At 72.4% G+C, this 23,551-nt stretch carries 18 protein-coding genes and 1 tRNA gene; 8 read left to right on the plus strand and 11 right to left on the minus strand.

Annotated elements, in window-relative coordinates; translation table 11 throughout:
* Positions 1 to 159: 159 nt before the first annotated feature.
* From ACH4OA_RS08385 to cydD, 3 genes are read left to right on the plus strand one after another with little or no spacing between them, the layout of a single operon-like run.
* Entirely contained in the window at positions 160 to 1,668 is a 1,509-nt protein-coding gene (locus ACH4OA_RS08385; protein ID WP_397968225.1) for a cytochrome ubiquinol oxidase subunit I, read from the plus strand.
* A 17-nt stretch (positions 1,669 to 1,685) separates the two neighbouring features.
* Positions 1,686 to 2,705 (plus strand): cytochrome d ubiquinol oxidase subunit II, encoded by a 1,020-nt coding sequence (cydB, locus tag ACH4OA_RS08390; protein ID WP_397968227.1) that lies wholly within the window; start codon positions 1,686 to 1,688, stop codon positions 2,703 to 2,705.
* Positions 2,706 to 2,764: 59 nt separating this feature from the next.
* A complete protein-coding gene (gene cydD / locus ACH4OA_RS08395; RefSeq protein WP_397968229.1) occupies positions 2,765 to 6,319 on the plus strand; it encodes a thiol reductant ABC exporter subunit CydD in 3,555 nt (1,184 codons plus the stop codon).
* Between the two features lie 154 nt (positions 6,320 to 6,473).
* Here cydD and ACH4OA_RS08400 read toward each other — a convergent pair whose 3' ends face one another.
* The 4 genes from ACH4OA_RS08400 to ACH4OA_RS08415 form a co-directional block, all read right to left on the minus strand.
* A complete protein-coding gene (locus tag ACH4OA_RS08400) occupies positions 6,474 to 7,346 on the minus strand; it encodes an HAD-IIB family hydrolase (RefSeq protein ID WP_397936612.1) in 873 nt (290 codons plus the stop codon).
* A gap of 169 nt (positions 7,347 to 7,515) precedes the next feature.
* A complete protein-coding gene (locus tag ACH4OA_RS08405; RefSeq protein WP_397968232.1) occupies positions 7,516 to 8,418 on the minus strand; it encodes an LLM class flavin-dependent oxidoreductase in 903 nt (300 codons plus the stop codon).
* A gap of 200 nt (positions 8,419 to 8,618) precedes the next feature.
* On the minus strand, positions 8,619 to 10,373 hold the full coding sequence (locus tag ACH4OA_RS08410; RefSeq protein WP_397968235.1) for an SDR family oxidoreductase: 1,755 nt from the start codon (positions 10,371 to 10,373) through the stop codon (positions 8,619 to 8,621).
* On the minus strand, positions 10,370 to 11,212 hold the full coding sequence (locus tag ACH4OA_RS08415) for a M24 family metallopeptidase (protein ID WP_397968237.1): 843 nt from the start codon (positions 11,210 to 11,212) through the stop codon (positions 10,370 to 10,372). Before ACH4OA_RS08415 ends, ACH4OA_RS08410 begins: the two co-directional genes overlap by 4 nt.
* A 240-nt stretch (positions 11,213 to 11,452) precedes the next feature.
* Between ACH4OA_RS08415 and ACH4OA_RS08420 the strand changes: the two genes are divergently transcribed.
* From ACH4OA_RS08420 to ACH4OA_RS08440, 5 genes are all read left to right on the plus strand, one after another.
* Positions 11,453 to 12,415, plus strand: coding sequence for an ABC transporter ATP-binding protein (locus ACH4OA_RS08420; RefSeq protein WP_397936782.1), 963 nt, complete (start codon positions 11,453 to 11,455; stop codon positions 12,413 to 12,415).
* Complete coding sequence (locus tag ACH4OA_RS08425; protein WP_397936618.1) at positions 12,405 to 13,313, plus strand: ABC transporter permease; 909 nt, start codon at positions 12,405 to 12,407, stop codon at positions 13,311 to 13,313. Before ACH4OA_RS08420 ends, ACH4OA_RS08425 begins: the two co-directional genes overlap by 11 nt.
* Complete coding sequence (locus tag ACH4OA_RS08430; protein WP_365872899.1) at positions 13,310 to 14,221, plus strand: ABC transporter ATP-binding protein; 912 nt, start codon at positions 13,310 to 13,312, stop codon at positions 14,219 to 14,221. The genes ACH4OA_RS08425 and ACH4OA_RS08430 overlap by 4 nt, the downstream gene beginning before the upstream one ends.
* A gap of 10 nt (positions 14,222 to 14,231) precedes the next feature.
* Positions 14,232 to 14,951, plus strand: a complete 720-nt coding sequence (locus tag ACH4OA_RS08435; RefSeq protein ID WP_365872897.1) for an ABC transporter permease — start codon at positions 14,232 to 14,234, stop codon at positions 14,949 to 14,951.
* A 278-nt stretch (positions 14,952 to 15,229) separates the two neighbouring features.
* Positions 15,230 to 15,317: transfer RNA gene (locus tag ACH4OA_RS08440), tRNA-Gly, on the plus strand.
* 75 nt (positions 15,318 to 15,392) lie between these two features.
* Here the strand turns inward: ACH4OA_RS08440 and ACH4OA_RS08445 are convergent.
* The 7 genes from ACH4OA_RS08445 to ACH4OA_RS08475 form a co-directional block, all read right to left on the minus strand.
* Complete coding sequence (locus tag ACH4OA_RS08445) at positions 15,393 to 16,190, minus strand: HAD family hydrolase (protein ID WP_397936621.1); 798 nt, start codon at positions 16,188 to 16,190, stop codon at positions 15,393 to 15,395.
* Positions 16,187 to 17,464: a serine--tRNA ligase gene (gene serS, locus ACH4OA_RS08450; RefSeq protein WP_365872893.1), complete on the minus strand. Its 1,278-nt coding sequence runs from the start codon at positions 17,462 to 17,464 to the stop codon at positions 16,187 to 16,189. The genes ACH4OA_RS08445 and serS overlap by 4 nt, the downstream gene beginning before the upstream one ends.
* A gap of 553 nt (positions 17,465 to 18,017) precedes the next feature.
* Positions 18,018 to 18,950: a prephenate dehydratase gene (gene pheA / locus ACH4OA_RS08455; protein WP_365872891.1), complete on the minus strand. Its 933-nt coding sequence runs from the start codon at positions 18,948 to 18,950 to the stop codon at positions 18,018 to 18,020.
* Positions 18,951 to 19,030: 80 nt separating this feature from the next.
* Positions 19,031 to 20,317 carry an iron uptake transporter deferrochelatase/peroxidase subunit gene (gene efeB / locus ACH4OA_RS08460; RefSeq protein ID WP_365872889.1) on the minus strand — a complete coding sequence of 429 codons (1,287 nt, stop codon included), beginning with the start codon at positions 20,315 to 20,317 and terminating at the stop codon, positions 19,031 to 19,033.
* A gap of 9 nt (positions 20,318 to 20,326) precedes the next feature.
* Positions 20,327 to 22,348, minus strand: coding sequence for a copper resistance protein CopC (locus tag ACH4OA_RS08465; RefSeq protein ID WP_397968241.1), 2,022 nt, complete (start codon positions 22,346 to 22,348; stop codon positions 20,327 to 20,329).
* Positions 22,349 to 22,361: 13 nt separating this feature from the next.
* A complete protein-coding gene (locus tag ACH4OA_RS08470) occupies positions 22,362 to 22,829 on the minus strand; it encodes a copper chaperone PCu(A)C (protein ID WP_397936629.1) in 468 nt (155 codons plus the stop codon).
* Positions 22,826 to 23,479, minus strand: a complete 654-nt coding sequence (locus ACH4OA_RS08475; protein ID WP_397936631.1) for an SCO family protein — start codon at positions 23,477 to 23,479, stop codon at positions 22,826 to 22,828. The genes ACH4OA_RS08470 and ACH4OA_RS08475 overlap by 4 nt, the downstream gene beginning before the upstream one ends.
* Positions 23,480 to 23,551: the final 72 nt, after the last annotated feature.

Consider the following 23,551-nt stretch of genomic DNA (forward strand, 5'->3'; position numbering starts at 1 on the left):
CGGCGAAGGGGGGACCCCCCTGTCGCGACTGAAAATCAGTGGGTCATAATGGCTTGTGAATGTGAACGCGTTCACAAGCGCGTCCCGTTTGCTCCTGTATGTGGATGGTAAAAGGGGCAAACCGCCGCTGTACGACGCCGTAGTAAGGAGAGTGCCGACGTGGACCTGGCTTTGGCGCCGGAGACACTTGCGCGCTGGCAGTTCGGCATCACCACCGTCTACCACTTCCTGTTCGTTCCGCTGACGATCTCCCTGGCCGCGCTGACGGCCGGGCTGCAGACGGCCTGGGTGCGCACGGAGAAGGAGAAGTACCTCAGGGCGACCAAGTTCTGGGGCAAGCTCTTCCTGATCAACATCGCGATGGGTGTGGTCACCGGCATCGTGCAGGAGTTCCAGTTCGGCATGAACTGGTCGGACTACTCGCGCTTCGTCGGTGACATCTTCGGCGCCCCGCTCGCCTTCGAGGCGCTGATCGCCTTCTTCTTCGAGTCCACGTTCATCGGGCTGTGGATCTTCGGCTGGGACAGGCTGCCGAAGCGGATCCATCTGGCCTGCATCTGGATGGTCTCGATCGGCACGGTCCTGTCGGCGTACTTCATCCTCGCGGCCAACTCCTGGATGCAGCACCCGGTCGGCTACCGGATCGACCAGGCGAAGGGCCGGGCGGAGCTGACGGACTTCTGGGCCGTGCTGACCCAGAACACCGCCCTCAGCCAGGCGTTCCACACCCTTTCGGCGGCCTTCCTGACCGGTGGGGCCTTCATGGTGGGCGTCTCCGCCTACCACCTGGCCCGCAAGAAGCACATCGGGGTGATGAAGACCTCGCTGCGGCTCGGCCTGATCACCGTCGTCATCGCCGGACTGCTCACCGCGATCAGCGGCGACACGCTCGGCAAGGTGATGTTCAAGCAGCAGCCGATGAAGATGGCCGCCGCCGAGGCGCTGTGGGACGGTCAGCAGCCGGCACCGTTCTCGATCTTCGCCTACGGCGATGTGGACAAGGGCCACAACAGCGTGGCCGTCGAGATCCCGGGCCTGCTGTCCTTCCTGGCCGACGACAACTTCACCTCGTACGTCCCCGGCATCAACGACGTCAACAAGGCCGAGCAGCAGAAGTTCGGGCCCGGTGACTACCGGCCCAACATCCCCGTCGCCTTCTGGGGCTTCCGCTGGATGATCGGCTTCGGCATGGCCTCCTTCACCATCGGCCTGGCCGGCCTCTGGCTGACCCGCAAGAAGTTCATGCTGCCGCAGCACTTCAGGACCGGCGAGGACGAGGTGCCCCACCTGGTGCTGTTCAAGAACAAGGCGCTCAGCCCCGGGCTCACCCCCTGGTTCTGGCGCATCGCGACCTGGACCATGGCCTTCCCGCTGATCGCCAACTCCTGGGGCTGGATCTTCACCGAGATGGGCCGCCAGCCCTGGGTCGTCTACGGCGTGCTGCGGACCCGGGACGCGGTCTCCCCCGGTGTCTCCCAGGCCGAGGTCCTCATCTCGATGGCCGTCTTCACGGCGCTGTACGCGGTCCTCGCCGTGGTCGAGGTCAAGCTGCTCACGAAGTACGTCAAGGCAGGCCCGCCCGAGCTGAGCGAGGCCGACCTCAATCCGCCCACGAAGCTCGGCGGCGACACGCGTGACGCCGACAAGCCGATGGCCTTCTCGTACTAGGCCGGAGGAAAACAGTCATGGAACTTCACGACGTCTGGTTCGTCCTGATCGCCGTCCTGTGGACCGGCTACTTCTTCCTGGAGGGCTTCGACTTCGGAGTCGGCATCCTCACCACGCTGCTGGCCCGCGACCGGCCCGAGCGCCGGGTGCTGATCAACACCATCGGCCCGGTCTGGGACGGCAACGAGGTCTGGCTGCTCACCGCGGGCGGCGCCACCTTCGCCGCCTTCCCGGAGTGGTACGCCACCCTCTTCTCCGGCTTCTATCTGCCGATGCTGGTCATCCTGGTCTGCCTGATCCTCCGGGGTGTGGCCTTCGAATACCGGGCCAAGCGGCCGGAGGAGAGCTGGCAGCGGAACTGGGAGAGGGCGATCTTCTGGAGTTCGCTCATCCCGGCGTTCCTGTGGGGCGTGGTCTTCGGGAACATCGTGCGGGGCGTGAAGATCGACCGGAACTTCGACTACGCCGGCAGCCTCTGGGATCTGTTCCACCCCTACGCCCTGCTCGGCGGCCTGGTGACGCTCACGCTGTTCACCTTCCACGGAGCGGTGTTCACCGCCCTCAAGACCGTCGGGGACATCCGGGCGCGGGCCCGGAAGCTGGCCCGGTGGGCGGGCCTGGCCGCGGCCCTCGTGGCGCTCGCCTTCCTGCTGTGGACCCAGGCGGACAGCGGTGACGGCGCGAGCCTGATCGCCCTGGTCGTGGCCGTCGCCGCCCTGGTCGCCGCGTTGGTGGCCAACCAGGCGGGGCGGGAGGGCTGGGCGTTCGCGCTGTCCGGCGTCACCATCGTGGCCGCCGTGGCGATGCTCTTCCTCTCCCTCTTCCCGAACGTCATGCCCTCCACCCTGAACGGGGACTGGAATCTGACGGTCACCAACGCCTCGTCGAGCCCCTACACCCTCAAGATCATGTCCTGGCTGGCGGCGATCGCCACCCCGCTCGTGGTGCTCTACCAGGGCTGGACCTACTGGGTATTCCGCAAGCGGATCGGCACGCAGCACATCGCTCCCGACGCTGCCGCCGGAACCGCGCACTGAGTCCGCCGAGGGTGCGTTTCACGTGAAACACACCCTCTGGGCCGAAGGGCATGTTTCACGTGAAACCCATCGATCCCCGTCTACTGCGATACGCCCGCGCCACCCGTGTCTTCCTCGTGGCCGCCGTCGGTCTGGGAGCCGTCGGGGCCGGAATGGTCATCGCTCAGGCGATGCTCGTCGCCGAAATCGTCGTCGGGGCTTTCCAGCACGGACAGTCGGCCGCCGATCTGCGCACCCCCTTGCTGCTGGCGGGCGTGGCCGTGGGCCGGTCGATGGTCGCGTGGCTCACCGAACTCACGGCCCACCGCGCGAGCGCGGCCGTGAAGTCGGAGCTGCGCGGACGGCTGCTCGACCGGGCGACGGCGCTCGGCCCGGGCTGGCTGAGCGGGCAGCGGACCGGCTCGCTGGTCACCCTGGCCACCCGCGGGGTCGACGCGCTGGACGACTACTTCTCGCGCTATCTCCCGCAGCTGGGACTCGCCGTGGTCGTGCCGGTGGCGGTGCTGGCCCGGATCGTCACCGAGGACTGGGTGTCGGCGGCGATCATCGTCGGCACCCTGCCGCTGATCCCGCTGTTCATGATGCTGATCGGCTGGGCGACCCAGTCCCGGATGGACCGCCAGTGGAAGGTGCTGTCCCGGTTGTCCGGTCACTTCCTGGACGTGGTCGCGGGACTGCCGACGCTCAAGGTGTTCGGCCGGGCCAAGGCGCAGGCCGCGTCCATCCGGCGGATCACCGACGAGTACCGGCAGGCCACGCTGCGGACGCTGCGGATCGCCTTCCTCTCCTCCTTCGCGCTGGAACTGCTGGCCACGCTGTCGGTCGCGCTGGTCGCCGTGACGATCGGAATGCGACTCGTCCACGGCGACATGGACCTGTACACCGGGCTGGTCATCCTGGTGCTGGCGCCCGAGGCGTATCTGCCGCTGCGGCAGGTGGGAGCCCAGTACCACGCGGCGGCGGAGGGACTGGCCGCGGCGGAGGAGATCTTCTCCGTGCTGGAGACCTCGGTGCCGGCCACGGGCAGCGGAGCGGTGCCCGCGGGCGCCCTTGCCTTCGAAGACGTGGGCGTCCGCTATCCCGGGCGCTCCTCGGACGCGGTGAGCGGTGTGTCGTTCACCGTCGAGCCTGGTGAGACCGTCGCCCTGGTCGGGCCGAGCGGAGCGGGCAAGTCGACCCTGCTCAGCGTGGTGCTGGGCTTCGTACGGCCCACCGAGGGGCGGGTGCGGATCGGCGGCGCGGATCTCGCCGGCCTCGACCTGGCGCGGTGGCGGTCACGGATCGCCTGGGTGCCGCAGCGGCCGCACCTGTATGCCGGCACCATCGCGGAGAACGTGCGGCTGGCCCGGCCCGGGGCCGACGACAGCGCCGTACACCGGGCTCTGCGGGACGCGGGTGCGTGGGAGTTCGTGGCGGCGCTGCCCGAGGGCGCGGACACCGTGCTCGGGGAGGACGGCGCCGGGCTGTCGGCGGGCCAGCGGCAGCGGCTGGCGCTGGCGCGGGCGTTCCTCGCGGACCGGCCCGTGCTGTTGCTGGACGAGCCGACGGCCGCGCTGGACGGGGCGACGGAGGCGGACGTCGTGACGGCGGTGCGCAGGCTCGCCGCCGGGCGGACCGTACTGCTCGTCGTGCACCGGCCCGCGCTGCTGGACGTGGCCGACCGGATCGTACGGCTGGACGGCGCCGGGCTCCCGGAGCACCCGGAGTACGGCCGGCCGGTCCGGGACCTGTCCCTGGACCCCGGCCCGCGACCGGCCGTCGCCGCATCCGGCCGGCCCGCAGACGAACCGGGCCCGCGACCGGCCGTAGCCGCACCCGGCCGGCCGGAGGACGAACCGGGCGGGTCCCGGCCCGGCGGGCGCGAGCGGGATGTGCTCGCGCGGGTCCGAGAGCTCGGCCAGGGCTCCCGGGGGCGGCTGCTGGGTGCCCTGCTGCTGGGCGCGCTGGCGCTGGGGAGCGCCGTCGGGCTGATGGCGACCTCCGGCTGGCTCATCTCCCGGGCCGCGCAGCAGCCGCCGGTGCTGTATCTGATGGTGGCCGTGACCGCGACCCGGGCCTTCGGGATCGGGCGGGCCGTCTTCCGGTACGCCGAGCGGCTGGTGTCGCACGACGCCGTCCTGCGGATGCTGGGCGGCACCCGGGTCGCGGTGTACCGGCGGCTGGAACGACTGGCTCCCGCGGGGCTGCGCGGTGCCCGGCGCGGCGATCTGCTCACCCGGCTGGTCGCGGACGTGGACGCCTTCCAGGACTACTGGCTGCGCTGGCTGCTGCCCGCCGGAGCCGCCCTCGCCGTCTGCGCCGCCTCGGTCGGCTTCACGGCCTGGCTGCTGCCCGAGGCCGGCGCGGTCCTCGCGGCCGGCCTCCTTGCGGCCGGCGCCGGTGTCCCCGCGCTGACCGCGACCGCGGCCCGGCGGACCGAACGGCGCCTCGCGCCCGCCCGGGGAGTGCTCGCGACCCGGGTGACCGACCTGCTCACCGGTACCGCCGAGCTGACCGTCGCCGGTGCGCTGCCGGCCCGTGCCGACGCGGCCCGGCGGGCCGACGGCACCCTCACCCGGATCGCCGCGCGCGCCGCCGCCGTCACCGGACTCGGGGACGGCCTGACCGCGCTGATCGCCGGGCTGACCGTCACGGCCACCGCGCTGTGCGGCGCGCAGGCGGTGGCGGCCGGCCGGCTGGGCGGGGTGGCGATGGCCGTGGTCGTGCTGACTCCGCTGGCCGCCTTCGAGGCCGTACTCGGACTGCCGCTCGCCGTGCGCTACCGGCAGCGGGTGCGCCGCAGCGCGGAGCGGGTGTACGAGATCCTGGACGCCGCCGACCCCGTGCGCGAGCCGGACGCGCCCCGGCAGGCGCCCGCCTCGCCGTTCCCGGTGGTCCTCAAGGGCGTGACCGCGCGGTACCCGGGGCAGCGGCGGGGGGCGCTGGCCGGGCTGGACCTGACGCTGGAGCAGGGGCGCCGCATCGCGGTGGTGGGAGTCTCCGGTGCGGGCAAGACGACCCTCGCGCAGGTGCTGCTGCGGTTCCTGGACGCGGAGGCGGGCTCGTACACCCTCGCCGGTGTGGACGCGGGCGCCCTGGCGGGGGACGACGTGCGGCGGCTGGTCGGGCTGTGCGCGCAGGACGCGCATCTCTTCGACAGCTCGGTGCGCGAGAACCTGCTGCTGGCCAGGAAGGACGCGACCGAGGCCGAACTGCGCGGAGCGCTGGCCCGGGCCCGGCTGCTGGACTGGGTGGACTCGCTGCCCGACGGCCTGGACACCCTCGTCGGCGAACACGGGGCCCGGCTCTCCGGCGGGCAGCGGCAGCGGCTGGCACTGGCCCGCGCGCTGCTGGCCGGCTTCCCGGTGCTGGTCCTGGACGAGCCCGCCGAGCACCTGGACCTGGCCACGGCGGACGCGCTCACCGCCGATCTGCTGGCCGCCACGCAGGGCCGCACCACGCTGCTGATCACCCACCGGCTGGCGGGACTCGACGCGGTGGACGAGGTGATCGTGCTCGACGCGGGCCGGGTGGTGCAGCGGGGGCCCTACGCGCGGCTGAGCGCCGAGGACGGGCCGCTGCGGGACATGGCCGCGCGCGAGGCCGCGGCCACGGCACCGGCCGGAGCGCGCTGAGGCCCGGCGCCCCCGACCACCGCGGACGCCCGCTCCCGGCCACCGCTGACGCCGGACGCCCGCACCCCGGGCCACGGGTGCCGGGCGGGCCACCCGCGCCCTGGGCCACGAGTGCCGGGCGGGACGGGCGGATGCCCCGTGGGCCGTGTGCGGCCTACGGCAGGCCGCCGGCGAGGAGTCGTTCGATCACCACGGCCACACCGTCGTCGTTGTTGGCGACCGTGCGGCCCGACGCGGCGGCGACGGCGTCCGGGTGGGCGTTGCCCATCGCGTACGACTGGCCGGCCCAGGTCAGCATCTCGACGTCGTTGGGCATGTCACCGAAGGCCACGACCTCCTCGTGCGAGATGCCGCGCTCGGCGCAGCACAGGGCGAGGGTGCTGGCCTTGGAGACGCCGGAGCCGCTCAGCTCCAGCAGGGCGCTGGGGCTGGAGCGGGTGACGTTGGCGTGGTCGCCGACCGCCAGGCGGGCCAGGGTGAGGAAGGCGTCGGGGTCGAGGGTGGGGTGGTAGGCGAGGATCTTGAGTACGGGCTGGTGGGCGTCCGGGCCGTCGGCCGAGAGCAGTTCCTCGGCGGGCAGGAGGGTGCCGGGCACCTCCATGTGCAGCTTGGGGTAGTCCGGCTCCTGGTGGAAGCCGTAGGTCTGCTCCACCGCGAACACCGTGCCGGGCGCCGCCTCGCGCAGCAGCCGTACGGCGTCCAGGGCATGGTGCCGGGCCAGTTCGCGCACCTTCACGAAACGGTGGGAGCCGGGGCCGCCGTGCAGGTCGACCACGGCGGCGCCGTTGCCGCAGATGGCCAGGCCGTGACCGTGGACGTGGTCGCTGACCACGTCCATCCAGCGGGCGGGCCGGCCGGTGACGAAGAAGACCTCGATCCCGGCCTCCTCCGCGGCGGCCAGCGCCGCGACGGTCCGTGCGGAGACCGACTGGTCGTCGCGCAGCAGGGTGCCGTCGAGGTCGGTGGCGATCAGCCGCGCCGGCAGGGCGGCGGCAGGGGTCCCGGGCTCTCTGGTCGCTGAGGTCACCCGGCCATTCTCCCGCAGGGGTCCGCACGGTCGTGCGGGGGTGTGCACGGATGAGACGCGGCCGGCGTTCCGCGGGCTGGGCGGCAGGCGCCGGCCGCTGGTCAGGCGAGCTGGGCGGCAGGCGCCGGCCGCCGGTCAGGCGAACTGGGCGGGAGGCGCCGGCCGCTGGTCAGGCGAGCTGGGCGGGGGCCTCCATGGCGATCCGCTCGAAGACCTTCTCGTCCGTGGCGAACACGGAGTCCGGGACGGGCCAGTGGAGCACGATCTCGGTGAAGCCCAGTTCCCGGTGGCGCCCGGCGAAGTCCACGAACGCGTCCAGGGAGGCCAGCGGCCGGCCGCGGTCCGGGGTGAAGCCGGTGAGCAGGACCTTGTCCAGCCCGGCCAGGTCCCGCCCGGTGGCCTCGCACGCCTCGGCCAGCTTGCCGAGCTGTCCGCGCAGGGCCGCGACGGACTGCTCCGGCGTGCCGGTCTCGTACAGCTTCGGGTCGCCGGTCGTCACCCACGCCTGACCGTGGCGCGCGGCGAGCCGCAGACCGCGCGGGCCGGTGGCCGCCACGGCGAACGGCAGCCGGGGGCGCTGCACACAGCCCGGTATGTTCCGTGCCTCGTGGGCCGAGTAGAACCGGCCCTCGTACGACACCGCGTCCTCGGTGAGCAGCCGGTCCAGCAGGGGCACGAACTCGGCGAGGCGGTCCGCGCGCTCCCGCGGTGTCCAGGGCTCCTGGCCGAGGGCGGTGGCGTCGAATCCGGTGCCGCCCGCGCCGATGCCGAGGGTGACCCGGCCGCCGGAGACGTCGTCCAGGGTGATCAGTTCCTTGGCGAGCGTGACCGGGTGGCGGAAGTTCGGCGAGGTGACCAGCGTGCCGAGGCGCAGCCGCTCGGTGACCCCCGCGGCCGCCGTCAGCGTCGGGACGGCACCGAACCAGGGGCCGTCGCGGAAGCTGCGCCAGGACAGGTGGTCGTAGGTGTACGCCGTGTGGAAGCCGAGCTGTTCGGCGCGCATCCACGCCGAACGGGCACCTTCGTGCCAGCGGCGGTACGGGAGGATCACGGTGCTCAGACGCAGACTCATGCGTCCGAGCGTAAGCGGACCCACGGACGGAACCGGCCGGTCCGGACGACCGGCCCCGGTCACGGGAGACGCAGATCACACCGGTTTTCCCGGACCCGGGTTTGATCCACAGCCAAGCCCGGTTATCCACAGGCTATGTGGCGAAGTTGTGGACAACCGGTGGACCGCGGGCGGGCGGCGAGCCGCGCCCGCGGGCTCGCTCACAGCCGCGGCTCCACCCGCGCGATCCGCCGCAGCAGTCCCGGCGCGAACCGCGACAGCAGATGGGCGCCCCGGGCCTCCGGGGTCACCGGCGCCACCGGCCTGTCGTGAACCACCGCGTCCAGGATCGCGTCGGCCACCCTCTCCGGCGGGTAGTTGCGCAGGCCGTACAGCCGCGCGGACCGCTGCTGCCGGCGGTGCTGCTCCGCCTCGTCGACGCCGGTGAAGCGGGCCGTGGAGGTGATGCCCGTGTTGACGAAGCCCGGGCAGACCGCGGTGACGCCGATGCCCTGGCCGGCCAGCTCGGCGCGCAGGCACTCGGAGAGCATCAGCACGGCCGCCTTGGAGGTGCTGTAGGCCGGCAGGGCGCGGGAGGGCTGGTATGCCGCCGCCGAGGCGATGTTGACGATGTGGCCGCCCTGGCCGCGCTCGGCCATGCGGGCGCCGAAGAGGCGGCAGCCGTGGATCACGCCCCACAGGTTCACGTCCAGCACCTTGCGCCAGTCGTCGGCCGTCGTGGTGAAGAAGGAGCCCGACAGGCCGATGCCCGCGTTGTTGACCAGCACGTCCAGCACGCCGTACGCGCGGTGGACCGTCTCCGCCAGCTTCTCCATGGCCTGCTCGTCGGAGACGTCGGCGGGCTCGGCCCACGCCTCGGGCGCACCGGCCAGCCGGCACAGCTCGGCGGTGCGGGTCGCCGCCTCGGCGTCGCGGTCGACGGCGATCACGCGCGCGCCGGCCTCCGCGAAGGAGAACGCCGTCGCCCGTCCGATGCCGCCGCCCGCGCCGGTGATCAGCACGAGCTGCCCCGCGAACCGCTCGGCGTGCCGGCCCGCGGGCCGCTCGGCGGGCCGGCCGCCCTCCACGGACCGGACGAACTCCGCGATCCAGGAGGACACCTGGTCGGGGCGGGTGCGCGGGACCCAGTGCCGGGCCGGCAGCGTCCGGCGGGTCAGCCGGGGCACCCAGCGGTCCAGGTCGTCGTAGAGCCGCTCCGAGAGGAACGCGTCGCCCTGGGGGGTGATGAGCTGCACGGGCGCGTGCGCGTACGCGTCCGGGCGTGGGCGGCGCAGCCGGGCGCGGACGTTGTCCCGGTAGAGCCAGGCGCCGTGCGCCGCGTCGGCGGCCAGGGAGGCGGTCGGGTAGTCACCGGCCGGCACCCGCTCGACCCGCTCCAGGATCCCGGGCCAGCGCTTGCCGAGCGGGCCGCGCCAGGCCAGCTCGGGCAGGGCGGGCGTGTGCAGCAGATACACGTACCAGGACTTGGCGCCCTGGCCGAGCAGCTGGCCGATCCGCCGGGGCGTCGGACGCTTCAGCCGCGCGTTGATCCAGTGCCCGAAGTGGTCCAGGGACGGACCGGAGATCGAGGTGAAGGAGGCGATGCGGCCCTCCGTGCGGGCGGCCGTGACGAACTCCCAGGACTGCACCGAGCCCCAGTCGTGCCCGACGAGATGCACCGGCCGGTCCGGGCTGACCGCGTCCACGACGGCCAGGAAGTCGTCCGTGAGCTTGGCGAGCGTGAAGCCGCCGCGCAGCGGCCGCGGCGCCGTGGAGCGGCCGTGGCCCCTCACGTCGTAGAGCACCACGTGGAACCGGTCCGCCAGACGGGCGGCGACCGGTGACCAGACCTCCTTGCTGTCCGGGTAGCCGTGCACCAGGACGACCGTCGGCTGTGCCGGGTCGCCCAGTTCGGCCACGCACAGTTCGACCCCGCCGGTCGTCACCCGGCGCTCGCGCGCGTCTTCCCGTGTCACTTCGCCTCCGCCCAGCGCCGCACGTGCGGCAAGTCGTCGTCCAGCCAGAACGCGCTCTCCTCGGCGTCCCGGGAATCGGTCACCACCAGGATCTCCTCGAACTTCGCGCCCGTGCCGCGGAAACCGAGGTGCGGTTCGACCGCCCACAGGCCCGGCCGCGGCGGATGGTCCGAGAAGCGGTACGGCGACCACAGCGGCGACCAGCCCTCGCGGTGGCCGTGCAGCGCGTCGGCGGCCAGGCCCTTCAGCGACTGCGTGCCGAACCCGAACAGGCGCGGGGAGAAGCGGCGCGGCCTCACCCGGTCCACCTTGTGGGCGATCACCCCGAAGGGGTAGGCGCGGTGCCGGTTGGCGTAGCCCTGGCGGACCATGAGCCGGTCCACGTCCTGGTAGATCTCCCGCAGCGGGCGCCGCTCGCGCACCTCGCGCAGGATCAGCTCCCGGTGCGCCTCCAGATCGGCCATGAGCCGGTCCTGCACCGGGTTCACGCCCAGCGAGCCCGAGTAGCCGATGTCCGCCGTGTATCCCTCGTAGACCGGCGCCATGTCCAGGATGAACGGCATGCCCGGCTCCAGGGCCCGGTCGGTCGGGAAGAACTGGAGCGGGAGGCGGAAGTCCACGAACGCCGTGCGGTCCCCGAACCAGGCGAAGGGCAGATGGAACCAGTCGCGCACCCCCCGCCCGCGCAGCCACTCCCGCTGCATCCGCGCCGCCTCGCGCTCGGTGACGCCCGGTGCGAGGCGGGCCGCGACCGCCTCCGCGCACTCGTAGGCGAGGCGCTGCACCCGTCTGAACCCCCGCAGGTCCGCGGAGGGTCCGCTGCTCACTGCCGTCGTCATACCGCCCCGTCCCGTCGAGCGCGCTACGCGTCCGTAACTTGACACGGGTGAATCTCGCAGCTTGTTAGAGGCGGCGTCAATAGGCGGGATCAAGGGCTGTGGACGACGGCCGTCCGGCGCCCCCGGGGGCCCCTGGGTGGGGAACCCCGAGACACCCGTACTACCTGGGACTGAGACGCAAACGGCTCTGAGGTCTGACGACGGACGTGGTCCGGATCACTACCGTCTGAAGACGTGACTGTGATCGCGACCGAAAGCCTGAGCAAGCGGTTCCCCCGGGTGACCGCGCTCGACCGGCTGTCCGTGGACATCGGGCCCGGTGTGACCGGACTCGTCGGAGCCAACGGCGCCGGCAAGTCGACCCTGATCAAGATCCTGCTGGGGCTGGCCCCCGCCACGGAGGGCCGGGCCCGGGTGCTCGGCCTCGACGTCGCCACCGACGGCGCCGCCATCCGTGAGCGCGTCGGGTACATGCCGGAGCACGACTGCCTGCCGCCGGACGTATCGGCCACCGAGTTCGTCGTCCACATGGCCCGCATGTCCGGCCTGCCGCCCGCCGCGGCCCGCGAGCGCACCGCCGACACCCTGCGCCACGTGGGGCTGTACGAGGAGCGCTACCGCCCCATCGGCGGCTACTCGACCGGCATGAAGCAGCGGGTGAAGCTGGCCCAGGCCCTGGTGCACGACCCCCGGCTGGTCTTCCTGGACGAGCCGACCAACGGCCTCGACCCGGTCGGCCGGGACGACATGCTCGGCCTGATCCGCCGCATCCACACCGACTTCGGCATCTCGGTCCTGGTCACCTCACACCTGCTGGGCGAACTGGAGCGCACCTGCGACCACGTCGTCGTCATCGACGGCGGCAAGCTGCTGCGCTCCAGCTCCACCACCGACTTCACCCAGACCACGACCACCCTCGCGATCGAGGTCACCGACAGCGACGCCCACCCGGACGGCACCCGCGCGCTCCGCGAGGCGCTGCACGCGCGCGGGGCCGAGACGCACGCGGAGGCCGGCGGACTGCCCGGCGCCGGACACATCCTGCTGCTGACCGCCACCGGCGAGGAGACGTACGACCTGGTCCGGGACACGGTCGCCGACCTCGGCCTCGGCCTGGTCCGCATGGAGCAGCGCCGGCACCACATCTCCGAGGTGTTCACCAGCGAAGAGCAGCGGAAGGAGGCCGTCGGACATGGCGGTTGAGCATCCCCCGGCCATGCCGGCCGGCGACCAGAGCCGCATCCACGACATCGGCTACCGCGGCTACGACGGCCCCCGCCTCGGCCGCTCCTACGCGCGCCGCTCGCTGTACTCGCAGTCCCTGCGCGGCGCCTACGGCCTCGGCCGCTCGGTCAAGTCCAAGGTGCTGCCCATGCTGCTGTTCGCGGTGATGTGCGTGCCGGCCGCCATCATGGTGGCCGTCGCCGTCGTCACCAAGGCGCACGAACTTCCGCTGTCCTACACCCGGTACGCGATCGTCATGCAGGCCGTGATCAGCCTGTACATCGCCTCCCAGGCACCCCAGGCGGTCTCCCGCGACCTGCGCTTCAAGACCGTGCCGCTGTACTTCTCGCGGCCCATCGAGACCGCCGACTACGTCCGCGCCAAGTTCGCCGCGCTCGCCTCCGCGCTGTTCGTCCTCACCGCCGCCCCGCTGCTGGTGATGTACGCGGGCGCGCTGCTGTCCAAGATGGGCTTCGCCCACCAGACCAAGGAATTCGCCCAGGGACTGGTCGCCGTGGCCCTGCTCTCCCTGCTCTTCGCCGGTATCGGCCTGGTCATCGCCGCGTTCACCCCGCGCCGCGGCTTCGGCATCGCCGCCGTGATCGCCGTGCTGACCATCTCCTACGGCGCGGTCTCCACGCTCCAGGCCATCGCCGACACCCAGGGCAGCGCCGGCGCGGTCCCCTGGATCGGCCTGTTCTCCCCGATCACGCTGATCGACGGCGTGCAGTCGGCGTTCCTCGGCGGCACCTCCGCCTTCCCCGGCGGCTTCGGCCCGTCCGGCGGCGAGGGCGTGGTGTACGTCCTGTGCGCGCTGGGCGTGACCGCCGCCTGCTACGGCATCCTGATCCGCCGCTACCGGAAGGTGGGACTGTGACCGTCCTCAGCATCGACCACGTCTCCCGCTGGTTCGGCAACGTGGTCGCCGTCAACGACATCACCATGACCATCGGCCCCGGCGTCACCGGCCTGCTCGGCCCCAACGGCGCCGGGAAGTCCACCCTGATCAACATGATGGGCGGCTTCCTCGCCCCCTCCACCGGCACGGTCACCCTCGACGGCCGCCCGGTGTGGCGCGACGAGTCCGTCTACCGGCACATCGGCGTCGTCCCCGAGCGGGAGGCGATGTACGACTTCCTGACGGGCCGTGAGTTCGTCCTCGCCAACGCCGAGCTGCACGGCCTCGGCGACAAGGCCGCCCGGCGCGCCCTCGCCACCGTGGAGATGGAGTACGCGCAGGACCGGAAGATCGCCACGTACTCCAAGGGCATGCGCCAGCGCGTGAAGATGGCCAGCGCCCTGGTGCACGACCCGTCGCTGCTGCTGCTGGACGAGCCGTTCAACGGCATGGACCCGCGCCAGCGCATGCAGCTGATGGACCTGCTGCGCACGATGGGCGACGAGGGCCGCACCGTGCTGTTCTCCTCGCACATCCTCGAAGAGGTCGAGCAGCTCGCCCGGCACATCGAGGTCGTCGTCGCCGGCCGGCACGCGGCCAGCGGCGACTTCCGCCGCATCCGCCGCCTGATGACCGACCGCCCGCACCGCTACCTGGTGCGGTCCAGCGACGACCGGACCCTCGCGGCGGCGCTGATCGCGGACCCGTCCACGGCCGGCATCGAGGTCGACGTCACCGAGGGCGCGCTGCGCGTCCAGGCCGTCGACTTCGGCCGCTTCACCGCCCTGCTGCCGAAGGTCGCCAGGGACCACGGCATCCGGCTGCTCACGGTCTCGCCGTCCGACGAGTCCCTGGAGTCAGTCTTCTCGTACCTGGTCGCGGCGTAGGAGGCCGAAGATGTACGACCCCACCGTCGCCCGACTCACCTACCGGGCCCTGCTGGGCCGCCGCCGGGCGCTCATCCTCGGCGCGCTGCCCCTGCTGCTGCTCGTGATCTCCGTGGCCGTGCGCGCCCTGACCGGGGCCGACGACCAGACCGCGGCCGACGTCCTCGGCGGTTTCGCGCTCGCCACCATGGTGCCGCTCATCGGCGTCATCGCGGGCACGGGCGCGATCGGCCCGGAGATCGACGACGGCTCCGTGGTGTACCTGCTGTCCAAGCCGCTCAAGCGGCCCACGATCATCTACACCAAGCTCATCGTCGCCATCGCCGTGACCATGGTCTTCTCCGCGGTGCCGACCCTGATCGCGGGCCTGATCCTGAACGGCAACGGCCAGCAGATCGCCGTCGCCTACACGGTCGCCGCGCTGGTCTCCTCCATCGCCTACTCGGCACTGTTCCTGCTGCTGGGCACGGTCTCCCGGCACGCGGTGGTCTTCGGGCTCGTGTACGCCCTGGTCTGGGAGGCGCTGTTCGGCTCGCTGGTGCCGGGCGCGCGCACGCTGAGCGTCCAGCAGTGGTCGCTGGCCGTCGCCCACAAGGTGTCCGGCACCGATCTGGTGACCTCCGACGTGAGCCTGCCGACGGCCACCGCGCTGCTGGTCGCGGTCACCGTCCTGGCCACCTGGTACGCCGGCCAGAAGCTGCGGTCGCTGACGCTGGCCGGCGAGGAGTAGCCGGCGGGCGGCGCCGGTGGCGGGGCGCCCGGTTTATTCGGTGGCGTCCAACTCGGCAGAGGTGCACAGTGGTTGTACCGATCCGCCGGGAACGTCCCGGCGCCGCGTACCGGGAGTGGAGGCGGGCGATGTCCATGCACGGCACTGCGTCCGGCTCCCGACAGGGCAGCCTGAGGCGGGCTCCGGAGTGAGCACCACTGCTCCGTAGGGCCCAGGGAGCTGCCCGGGGCGGTCGCTTCGAGCACGTGGGCCTCTTCGCTCACGTGGACCGCCCACCCGGGGGATTGGCCGAGTGGTAAGGCACCGGCTCACCGAGCCGTGTCGGGCCGTGACACGCCCGCGCACGTTCGATCCGTGCATCCTCCGCGATCCGTCGCCGTCCGGGAGCCTTCCGGCCCCGGACGGACCCGTGCCTGTCCGGCATGATCCAAACGAGAGGCCCTAGGCGAGCAGTCGCTCCAGTACCACCGCGATGCCGTCGTCCTCGTGGGAGGTCGTGACCTCGTCGGCCACCGCCTTCAGTTCCGCGTGCGCGTTGGCCATGGCCACGCCCCGGGCGGCCCAGGCGAACATCGGGATGTCGTTGGGCATGTCACCGAAGGCGATCGTGTCGGCGGCCTTCAGGCCCAGCCGGCGGGCCGCCAGCGACAGACCCGTCGCCTTGGACAGGCCGAGCGGGAGCAGCTCCACGATGCCCGCACCCGCCATGGTCACCGTGACGAAGCCGCCGGCCGCCTGCCGGGCCGCCTGCGCCAGCTCGTCGTCATCCATCGTCGGATGCTGTATGTAGATCTTGTTGAGCGGAGCCGCCCAGAGGTCGGAGACGTCCCCGAAGGGCGTGCCGGGCAGGCTGCCCGTGAGCGCGTACCCCGGGCCCACCAGCACGTCCCCGTCCAGGCCGTCCCGGGTGGCCGCCAGGTACAGCGGGCCCACCTCGGCCTCGATCTTGGCCAGGGCCACGCCCGCCAGCTGCCGGTCCAGGGTGACCGAGGTCAGCAGACGGTGCGCGCCGGCGTCGTACACCTGGGCGCCCTGGCCGCAGACGGCCAGGCCGTCGTAGCCGAGGTCGTCCAGGACGTGCCGGGTCCGGGAGACCGCGCGGCCCGTGACGACGATGTGCACCGCGCCCGCCGCGGTGGCCGCGGCGAGCGCGTCACGGGTGCGCCGCGAGACGGAGCCGTCCGGGCGCAGCAGTGTTCCGTCGAGGTCGGTGGCGACCAGTCCGTACGGGAAGGTCACCGGGCCACCGGCTCCAGGACCTCCCGGCCGCCCAGGTACGGGCGCAGCACCTCGGGGACGCGGACGGAGCCGTCGGCCTGCTGGTGGTTCTCCAGGATCGCCACGATGGTGCGCGGTACGGCGCACAGCGTGCCGTTCAGGGTGGCCAGGGGCTTCACCTGCTTGCCGTCGCGCATCCGGATGGACAGCCGGCGGGACTGGAACTCGGTGCAGTCCGAGGTCGAGGTCAGCTCGCGGTACTTGCCCTGGGTCGGGATCCACGCCTCGCAGTCGAACTTGCGGGCGGCCGAGGAGCCGAGGTCACCGGAGGCGACGTCGATGACGCGGAACGGCAGCTCCAGCGAGGTCAGCCACTGCTTCTCCCACTCCAGCAGGCGCTGGTGCTCGGCCTGGGAGTCCTCGGGGGCGACGTACGAGAACATCTCGACCTTGTCGAACTGGTGCACGCGGAAGATGCCCCGGGTGTCCTTGCCGTGCGAACCGGCCTCGCGGCGGAAGCACGGGGAGAAGCCCGCGTAGCGCAGCGGCAGCCGGTCGGCGTCGATGATCTCGTCCATGTGGTAGGCCGCCAGCGGGACCTCGGAGGTGCCGACCAGGTACAGGTCGTCCTTGTCGAGGTGGTAGACGTCCTGGGCGGCCTGGCCCAGGAAGCCGGTGCCGGCCATGGACTGCGGGCGGACCAGCGCCGGGGTCAGCATCGGCGTGAAGCCGGCCGCGGTGGCCTGCGCGATCGCCGCGTTGACCAGGGCCAGCTCCAGCAGGGCGCCGACGCCGGTGAGGAAGTAGAAGCGGGAGCCGGAGACCTTGGCGCCGCGCTCGACGTCGATGGCGCCGAGCAGCTGGCCCAGCTCCAGGTGGTCGCGGGGCTCGAAGCCCTCGGCGGCGAAGTCCCGGATCGTGCCCCGCGTCTCCAGCGTGACGAAGTCCTCCTCGCCGCCGACGGGCACGTCGGGGTGGACGAGGTTGCCGAGCCGGAGCAGCAGCTCCTGGGTCTCGGCGTCGGCCGCGTCGCGCTCGGCGTCGGCGGCCTTGACGTCGGCCTTCAGCTGCTCGGCCCGCTTGAGCAGCTCGGCCTTCTCCTCGGCGGCGGCCTTGGGGATCAGCTTGCCGAGCTGCTTCTGCTCGGCTCGCAGCTCGTCGAAGCGGACGCCGGAGGACCTGCGCCGCTCGTCGGCGGACAGGAGGGAGTCGACGAGCGCGACGTCCTCTCCACGGGCACGCTGGGACGCGCGCGCACGGTCGGGGTCCTCACGGAGCAGGCGAAGGTCAATCACGGGCCCAAGGCTACCGGTGCGGGGTCGCGGCCCACGAATCACTATTCCGGTGAGTTCGGATTCGCTCCGTACGTTCCGTTATGCGGTAATTGCCGGGTGTGTTCTGATCTTTCGCTTCGCGCGTCAAGGTGAAAGTGTCTCACTCCCTGGGACGGAGCAGGTGCTCGGCGCCCGGTTGACCGGATTCCCTTGTGGAGAGCGGGATTTGGCGGACCGGTTGTCCACAGAGATCCACACCTCGCGCAGAGTTATCCACAGGCTGTGGGAACGATCTGTGGACTTCGGAAATGATCACCTCGGAAACCGTGACTGCACCGATGAATTCCCGGGTCAAACCCGATCGACACCCACTTTCGGGTGGAAAACGGTCGTCCCAAAAGATGAACCAGAGGAAACAGATGCACGAAGGGTGACCCGGAGGGTAGTGGCCCGCGCGGGGACCCACAGGCCGATTTGTCGACCCGATCGCCCCGTCCTGTCGACTTGTCCCCAGGTCGAGAAGGGTCCCTGTGGATAACTTCTGTGGATAACGTTCGTGTGCAGGTACGACTGGTCAGAACCGGCCGTCCTGGCAGCGCGCCACCCAGTCCGCCGCCGCCATGAACTCCTCGTCCGACATCCCCGGCGGCGTCGGCCGGGCCTCCTCCAGGGCGATGTCGGCCCGCGGATACGAGCCCAGGAAACGCACCTGGAGACAGATCCGCCGCAGCCCCATCAGCGCCTCCGCCATCCGCCGGTCGGCGATATGGCCCTCGGCGTCGATGCAGAAGCAGTAGTTGCCGATGCCGGCGCCGGTCGGCCGGGACTGGAGCAGCATGAGGTTGATGCCGCGCGAGGCGAACTCCCCGAGGAGATCGCGCAGGGCGCCGGGGTGGTCGTCCCGCTGCCACAGCACCACCGAGGTCTTGTCCGCCCCGGTGGGCGCGGCTGGCCGGGCCGGGCGGCCCACCAGCACGAACCGGGTCTGCGCGTTCTCCGCGTCGTGGATCCCGGTCTCCAGCGCTTCGAGGCCGTACCGGGCGGCGGCGAACTCGCCCGCGAAGGCGGCGTCGTAGCGGCCCTCCTGGACCAGGCGGGCGGCGTCCGCGTTCGAGGCGGCCGACTCCCACCGGGCGTCCGGCAGATGCGCGCGCAGCCAGTTGCGCACCTGCGGCTGGGCCGCCGGGTGGGCGGAGACCGTCTTGATGTCCGACAGCGTGGTGCCGGGCCGGACCAGCAGCGCGAAGGTGATCGACAGCAGCACCTCGCGGTAGATCGTCAGCGGCTCGCCCGCGACCAGCTCGTCCAGGGTGGTGGTGATGCCGCCCTCGACGGAGTTCTCGATCGGCACGAACGCGGCCTCCGCCTCGCCGGCCCGGACCGCGTCCAGCGCGGACTGCACCGACACATACGGGATCAGCTCCCGGGTGGCGGCCTCCGGAAGCGTGCGCAGGGCGACCTCCGTGAAGGTGCCCTCCGGGCCGAGATAGGCATAGCTCGCTGGCATGCTCCTCACCCTAATGGCCGTAGAGGGCCCCGACGCGTGTGTCTCAGGAATGCCACTCGACCGGGTGGTTTGAGCGCGGTTCATCCTTCCAGCAGCCGCTGGCCGACGTATTCGCCCTTCGCCGCGCCGCCCGGCACCGCGAACAGCCCGCTCGCCTCGTGCCGGATGAACGGCGACAGCGCGTCGCCCCGGTCCAGCTTGCGCTGCACCGGGATGAAGCCGCGCACCGGGTCCGCCTGCCAGCAGACGAAGAGCAGGCCCGCGTCCGGGGTGCCGTCCGCGTCGATGCCGTCGTGATAGGAGAAGGGCCGCCGCAGCATGGCCGCGCCGCCGTTCCGGTCGGGCCGGGTGATGCGGGCGTGCGCGTTCAGCGGGACGGCGTAACCGCCCCCGGCGTCGGTCTTCTCCAGGTCCATCGGGGTCGTCTCGTCCCCTCCGGACAGCGGCGCCCCGTCGGCCTTGCGGCGCCCGATGACCTGCTCCTGGGCGGTGAGCGACAGCTTCTCCCAGTCGTCCAGGAGCATGCGGATGCGCCGTACGACCGCGTAGGAGCCGTTCGCCATCCACGCCGGCTCGCCCGAGGCGGGCACGAAGACGCGCTGGTCGAAGTCGGCGTCGGCCGGCTTCGGGTTGCCGGTGCCGTCGAGCTGGCCCATGAGATTGCGGGCCGTCATGGGGCGGGCGGTGGCGCCCGGGGTGCGGTTGAAGCCGTTCATCTGCCAGCGCACCCGCGCGGCCGAACCGGCGTCCTTCTGGATCGCGCGCAGCGCGTGGAAGGCGACCAGGGCGTCGTCCGCGCCGATCTGCACCCAGAGGTCACCGTCGCTGCGGGCCTTGTCGAGCCGGTCGGAGGAGAAGTCCGGCAGCGGGTCCAGCGCGGCCGGCCGCTGCTTCTCCAGTCCGGTCCGGGTGAAGAAGCTGTGCCCGAAGCCGAACGTGACGGTCAGCGAGGAGGGGCCCGCGTCCCGGGCCACGCCGGTGTCGTCGTGCGGCGCGGGCTCGCCCGCCATCAGCCGCTCGGCCGTCGCCGACCAGCGGCGCAGCAGGGCCGCCGCCTCCTTGCGGCCCGCGCCCGCCGCCAGGTCGAAGGCGATGAGATGGCCGCACGCCTGGAGGCCCTCGGTGATGCCGGGCTGATGTTTCCCGTGAAACATCGCCCGCCCGGCGCCCACCGAGGTCAGCGGGGTGGCCTGGGCGGGCGCGGCGGCATAGCCCGCGGCCCCGCCGGCCGCGCCGAGGACGAGCCCGGTGGCACCGGCGGTGCCGAGCAGCGCGCGCCGCGAGACGCCGCCGCGCGCCGCGGTGGACCCGGGCTCCGCGGCCGGCGCGTCGGGTGTACGGACCTGGGAGAGGGACTGGTCGGGCATGGGTGTGGTTCAGCCGATCTGCGCGTTCTTGGAGACGGTCACCTGGTCGACGTCGGAGGTGCGGACCGTGACGGCGACCTTCCAGTCGCCGGCCACGGGCAGCTGCACCCCGCTCGCCGACCAGTGGCCGGTGGTGATGTGGTCGGGGTTCACGGGAAGCGGGCCGATCTTCCTCGCCTCCAGGGTGAAGGAGACCTTCACCTCGGGGACGTCGAAGGCCTGGCCGTTGGACCGCTGGACGTACAGGTGCATCTCGTTGGCGCCCACCCGCGCGGGGTCCAGGTCGATGCTGACGACGCCCTTGCCGCCGGTGCCGCCGGTGTCGAACGGCATGTCCAGGGTGAGCGCGCCGGACGCCTGCGCCGTGCCGGAGCCGGTCGTGGCCGCGGTGGCCGCCTTGGCTTCCTGTTCGGTGCGGCCCGGCTCGGTCTGGGTGAGCGCGGTGGTGACGGCGAGCAGGACGACGGCGACGCCGGCCTCGGCGAGCACCGAGCGGCGCAGCCCGAAGCGGTGCGCGTCGGCGTCCCGCAGCCGCTTCTGCCGGGCGGCGTCGACGGCCGCGCGCTGCCGGGCGAGCTGAGCGGCACGCCGGGCGTCGCCGGTGCCGGAACCCTTGCCGGTACGGGCACCGGCTCCGGCCGCGTTGCCGTCCCGGTCGTCCTTGCCCTTCCCGGTGCCGCCGCCCTTGCCGCCTGCGCCGCCCGTGCCGCCCGTGCCCCCGCTCTCGCCGGTCGCCCGCGCCGCCGGGACCTGGTCCCTGCCCGCCTCGGTCCGCCTGGCCTTCCCCGGGCCCGGGACCCGGTCCGTGAGCCGGGCCGCCCAGGGCCGGGACAGCGCCGCGATGCCGACCAGCACCGCCACCAGCGCGATCTTGACCAGCAGCAGTTGCCCGTACCGGGTTTCGGTGAACGCCGTCCAGGAGCCGAGCTGCCGCCAGGACTGGTAGACGCCGGTGGCGACGAGCGCGAGGACGGAGCCGAAAGCCAGCCGGGAGAAGCGGCGGACGGCGGCGGCCTCGACCGGGGTCTCGGCGGGCGCCCGGTACAGCGCGGTCAGCAGGGCCGTCAGGCCGCCCAGCCAGGCGGCGACGGCCAGCAGGTGGACGACGTCCACCGGCATGGCGAGGCCCGGCTGGAGTCCGGTGGAGGCGTGCTCGGCCATGGCCCAGCTGGTCGCGAGCCCGGCCGCGACGACCACTCCGCCGATCGCGAGCCCGAAGGCCAGGTCGCGTTTCTCGGTGCCGTCCTCGCGCCGGGTGTAGGTGCCGAACAGGACGGCGACGAACAGCGCGGCGGCGGCGAGCAGCAGCAGCCGGGAGACCAGCGCGGCGCCGGTCTTGGTCTGGAGGACCTGGCCGAGCAGGTCGAGGTCACAGACGTCGGCGAACCGGCCCGAGCCGGTGTAGGAACCGCGCAGGAGCAGCAGCCACAGGGTGGCCGCGGTCAGCGCGACCCAGCCGCCGACGACCAGCCGCTGGAGGGCCCGCACGCCCGCGCCGCGCTGCCAGCAGGCGAGCACGAAGGCCGCGCCGCCGGCGAGCACGATGAAGCCGGCGTACGACACGTACCGGCCGAACGCGTAGAGGCCGCCCACGACTCCGCCGCCGGCGACCGGTCCGGTGCCGGAGACGACGGTCGGCGAGGGCGCCCCGATGGAGAAGGTGTAGGCGCCGGCGACGGGATGGCTGTCGGCGGAGACGACCTGGTAGGTGACGGTGTAGGTGCCCTTGGCCAGGCCGCTCTTCAGTTGCACGGCGTACGTCGTCCCGCCCACGCCGGCGGGGCCGCCGGTCTGGACCGGCTTGCCCCGGGGGTCCAGGACGCGCACGGAGTCGTCGCTCAACGCCACCTTCTCGGAGAAGGTGAGCGACACCCGGGTGGGCGCGCGGTCGGCCACCGCCCCCTGCGCGGGGTCGCTGCCGGTCAGCGCCGCGTGCGCGGAGGCCGGTCCGGCGCCCGCCAGCAGCGCGCCGGTGACGGCGAGCAACAGCAGCAGCAGGACCCGCAGGCGGGGGGCGGTGGTCCGGGTCACGGTGGTCCCTCCCTCAGTGTCCGGTCGACGGGGTGTACGTGGCGGCCTTCACCGGCATCTCGACGGTGAGCGGCCCGGACTTGGCGAAGGTGAGCTTCACGGTGACCGTCTGGCCCTGCTTCGGCGCCCGCTTCAGCTTCTCGAACATCAGGTGGTTGCCCCCGCTGCGGAACACGAGCCGGCCGTGCGCCGGTATGCCGAAGGAGGACTCCTCCGCCATGGCGCCGCCGCTGGTGCTGTGCATGGTGACCTGGCCGGCGACGTCACTGCTGACCGCGGTCAGCTCGTCGCCGGCCCCGCCCTCGTTGGTGATCGTCAGGAAACCGGCCGCCATGTCCGCGGAGACGGGCTGGGGCATGTAGGGAGAGGCGACGGACAGGTCCGCCCGGTCCGGGGCGTTGGAACCGGAGTCCGAGCAGCCCGCGAGGGTCAGGGCACCGGCGAGCGCGCCCGCGGCCAGGCCGGCGGTACGGCGCCTCACGGTGCGGCTCCCTCGACCAGCTTCGGCAGGTCCCGGGTGTACTCGCCGACCGTGGTGTTCTCGCCGTAGAGGACGTAACCGGCGTCGGTCTTCGGCGAGAAGGCGACGACCTGCGTGCCGTGCATGGAGACCAGCTTGCCGTTCTTGTCCTTCCTCGTCGGCTCCACGGCGATGGCGACCGACCGGGCGCCGGCCTGGATCTTGGCGAAGTCACCGGTCAGGCCGATGAACTGCGGGTCGATGCCCTTGAGCCACTTGCCCAGTTCGGCGGGTGTGTCGCGGCCGGGGTCGGTGGTGACGAACACGACCCTGAGGTCGTCCTGTTCCGCCTTCGGCAGCGCCTTCTTGGCGACGGCGAGGTTGCTCATCGTCGTGGGGCAGATGTCCGGGCAGTGGGTGTAACCGAAGTAGAGCAGGGTCGGGTGGCCCGCGGTCTCCTTGCGGAGGTCGTACTTCTTGCCGTGCGTGTCGGTGAGGACCAGGCCGGGCTTGTCGAACGGCTGGTCCAGCACCGTGGCGGCCTTCTTCGCGTCGGAGCCGCCCGAGACCACGGCGATCGGCGAGTCGCCGTCGTCCCCGCCACCGCAGGCGGAGAGGGTCAGGGTGGCGGCGGCGAGCAGCGCGGCCGCGGCGAACGTCTTCTTGCGCATAGGAAAATGTCCCAGATGTGTGAACTCCGGCGCGCACCGGGGTCACCCCGGCCGCCCTGTCGGACGGCCGTG

This window comes from Streptomyces sp. NPDC017095, from assembly GCF_044332325.1.
In the GTDB taxonomy this organism is placed as follows: Bacteria; Actinomycetota; Actinomycetes; order Streptomycetales; family Streptomycetaceae; genus Streptomyces.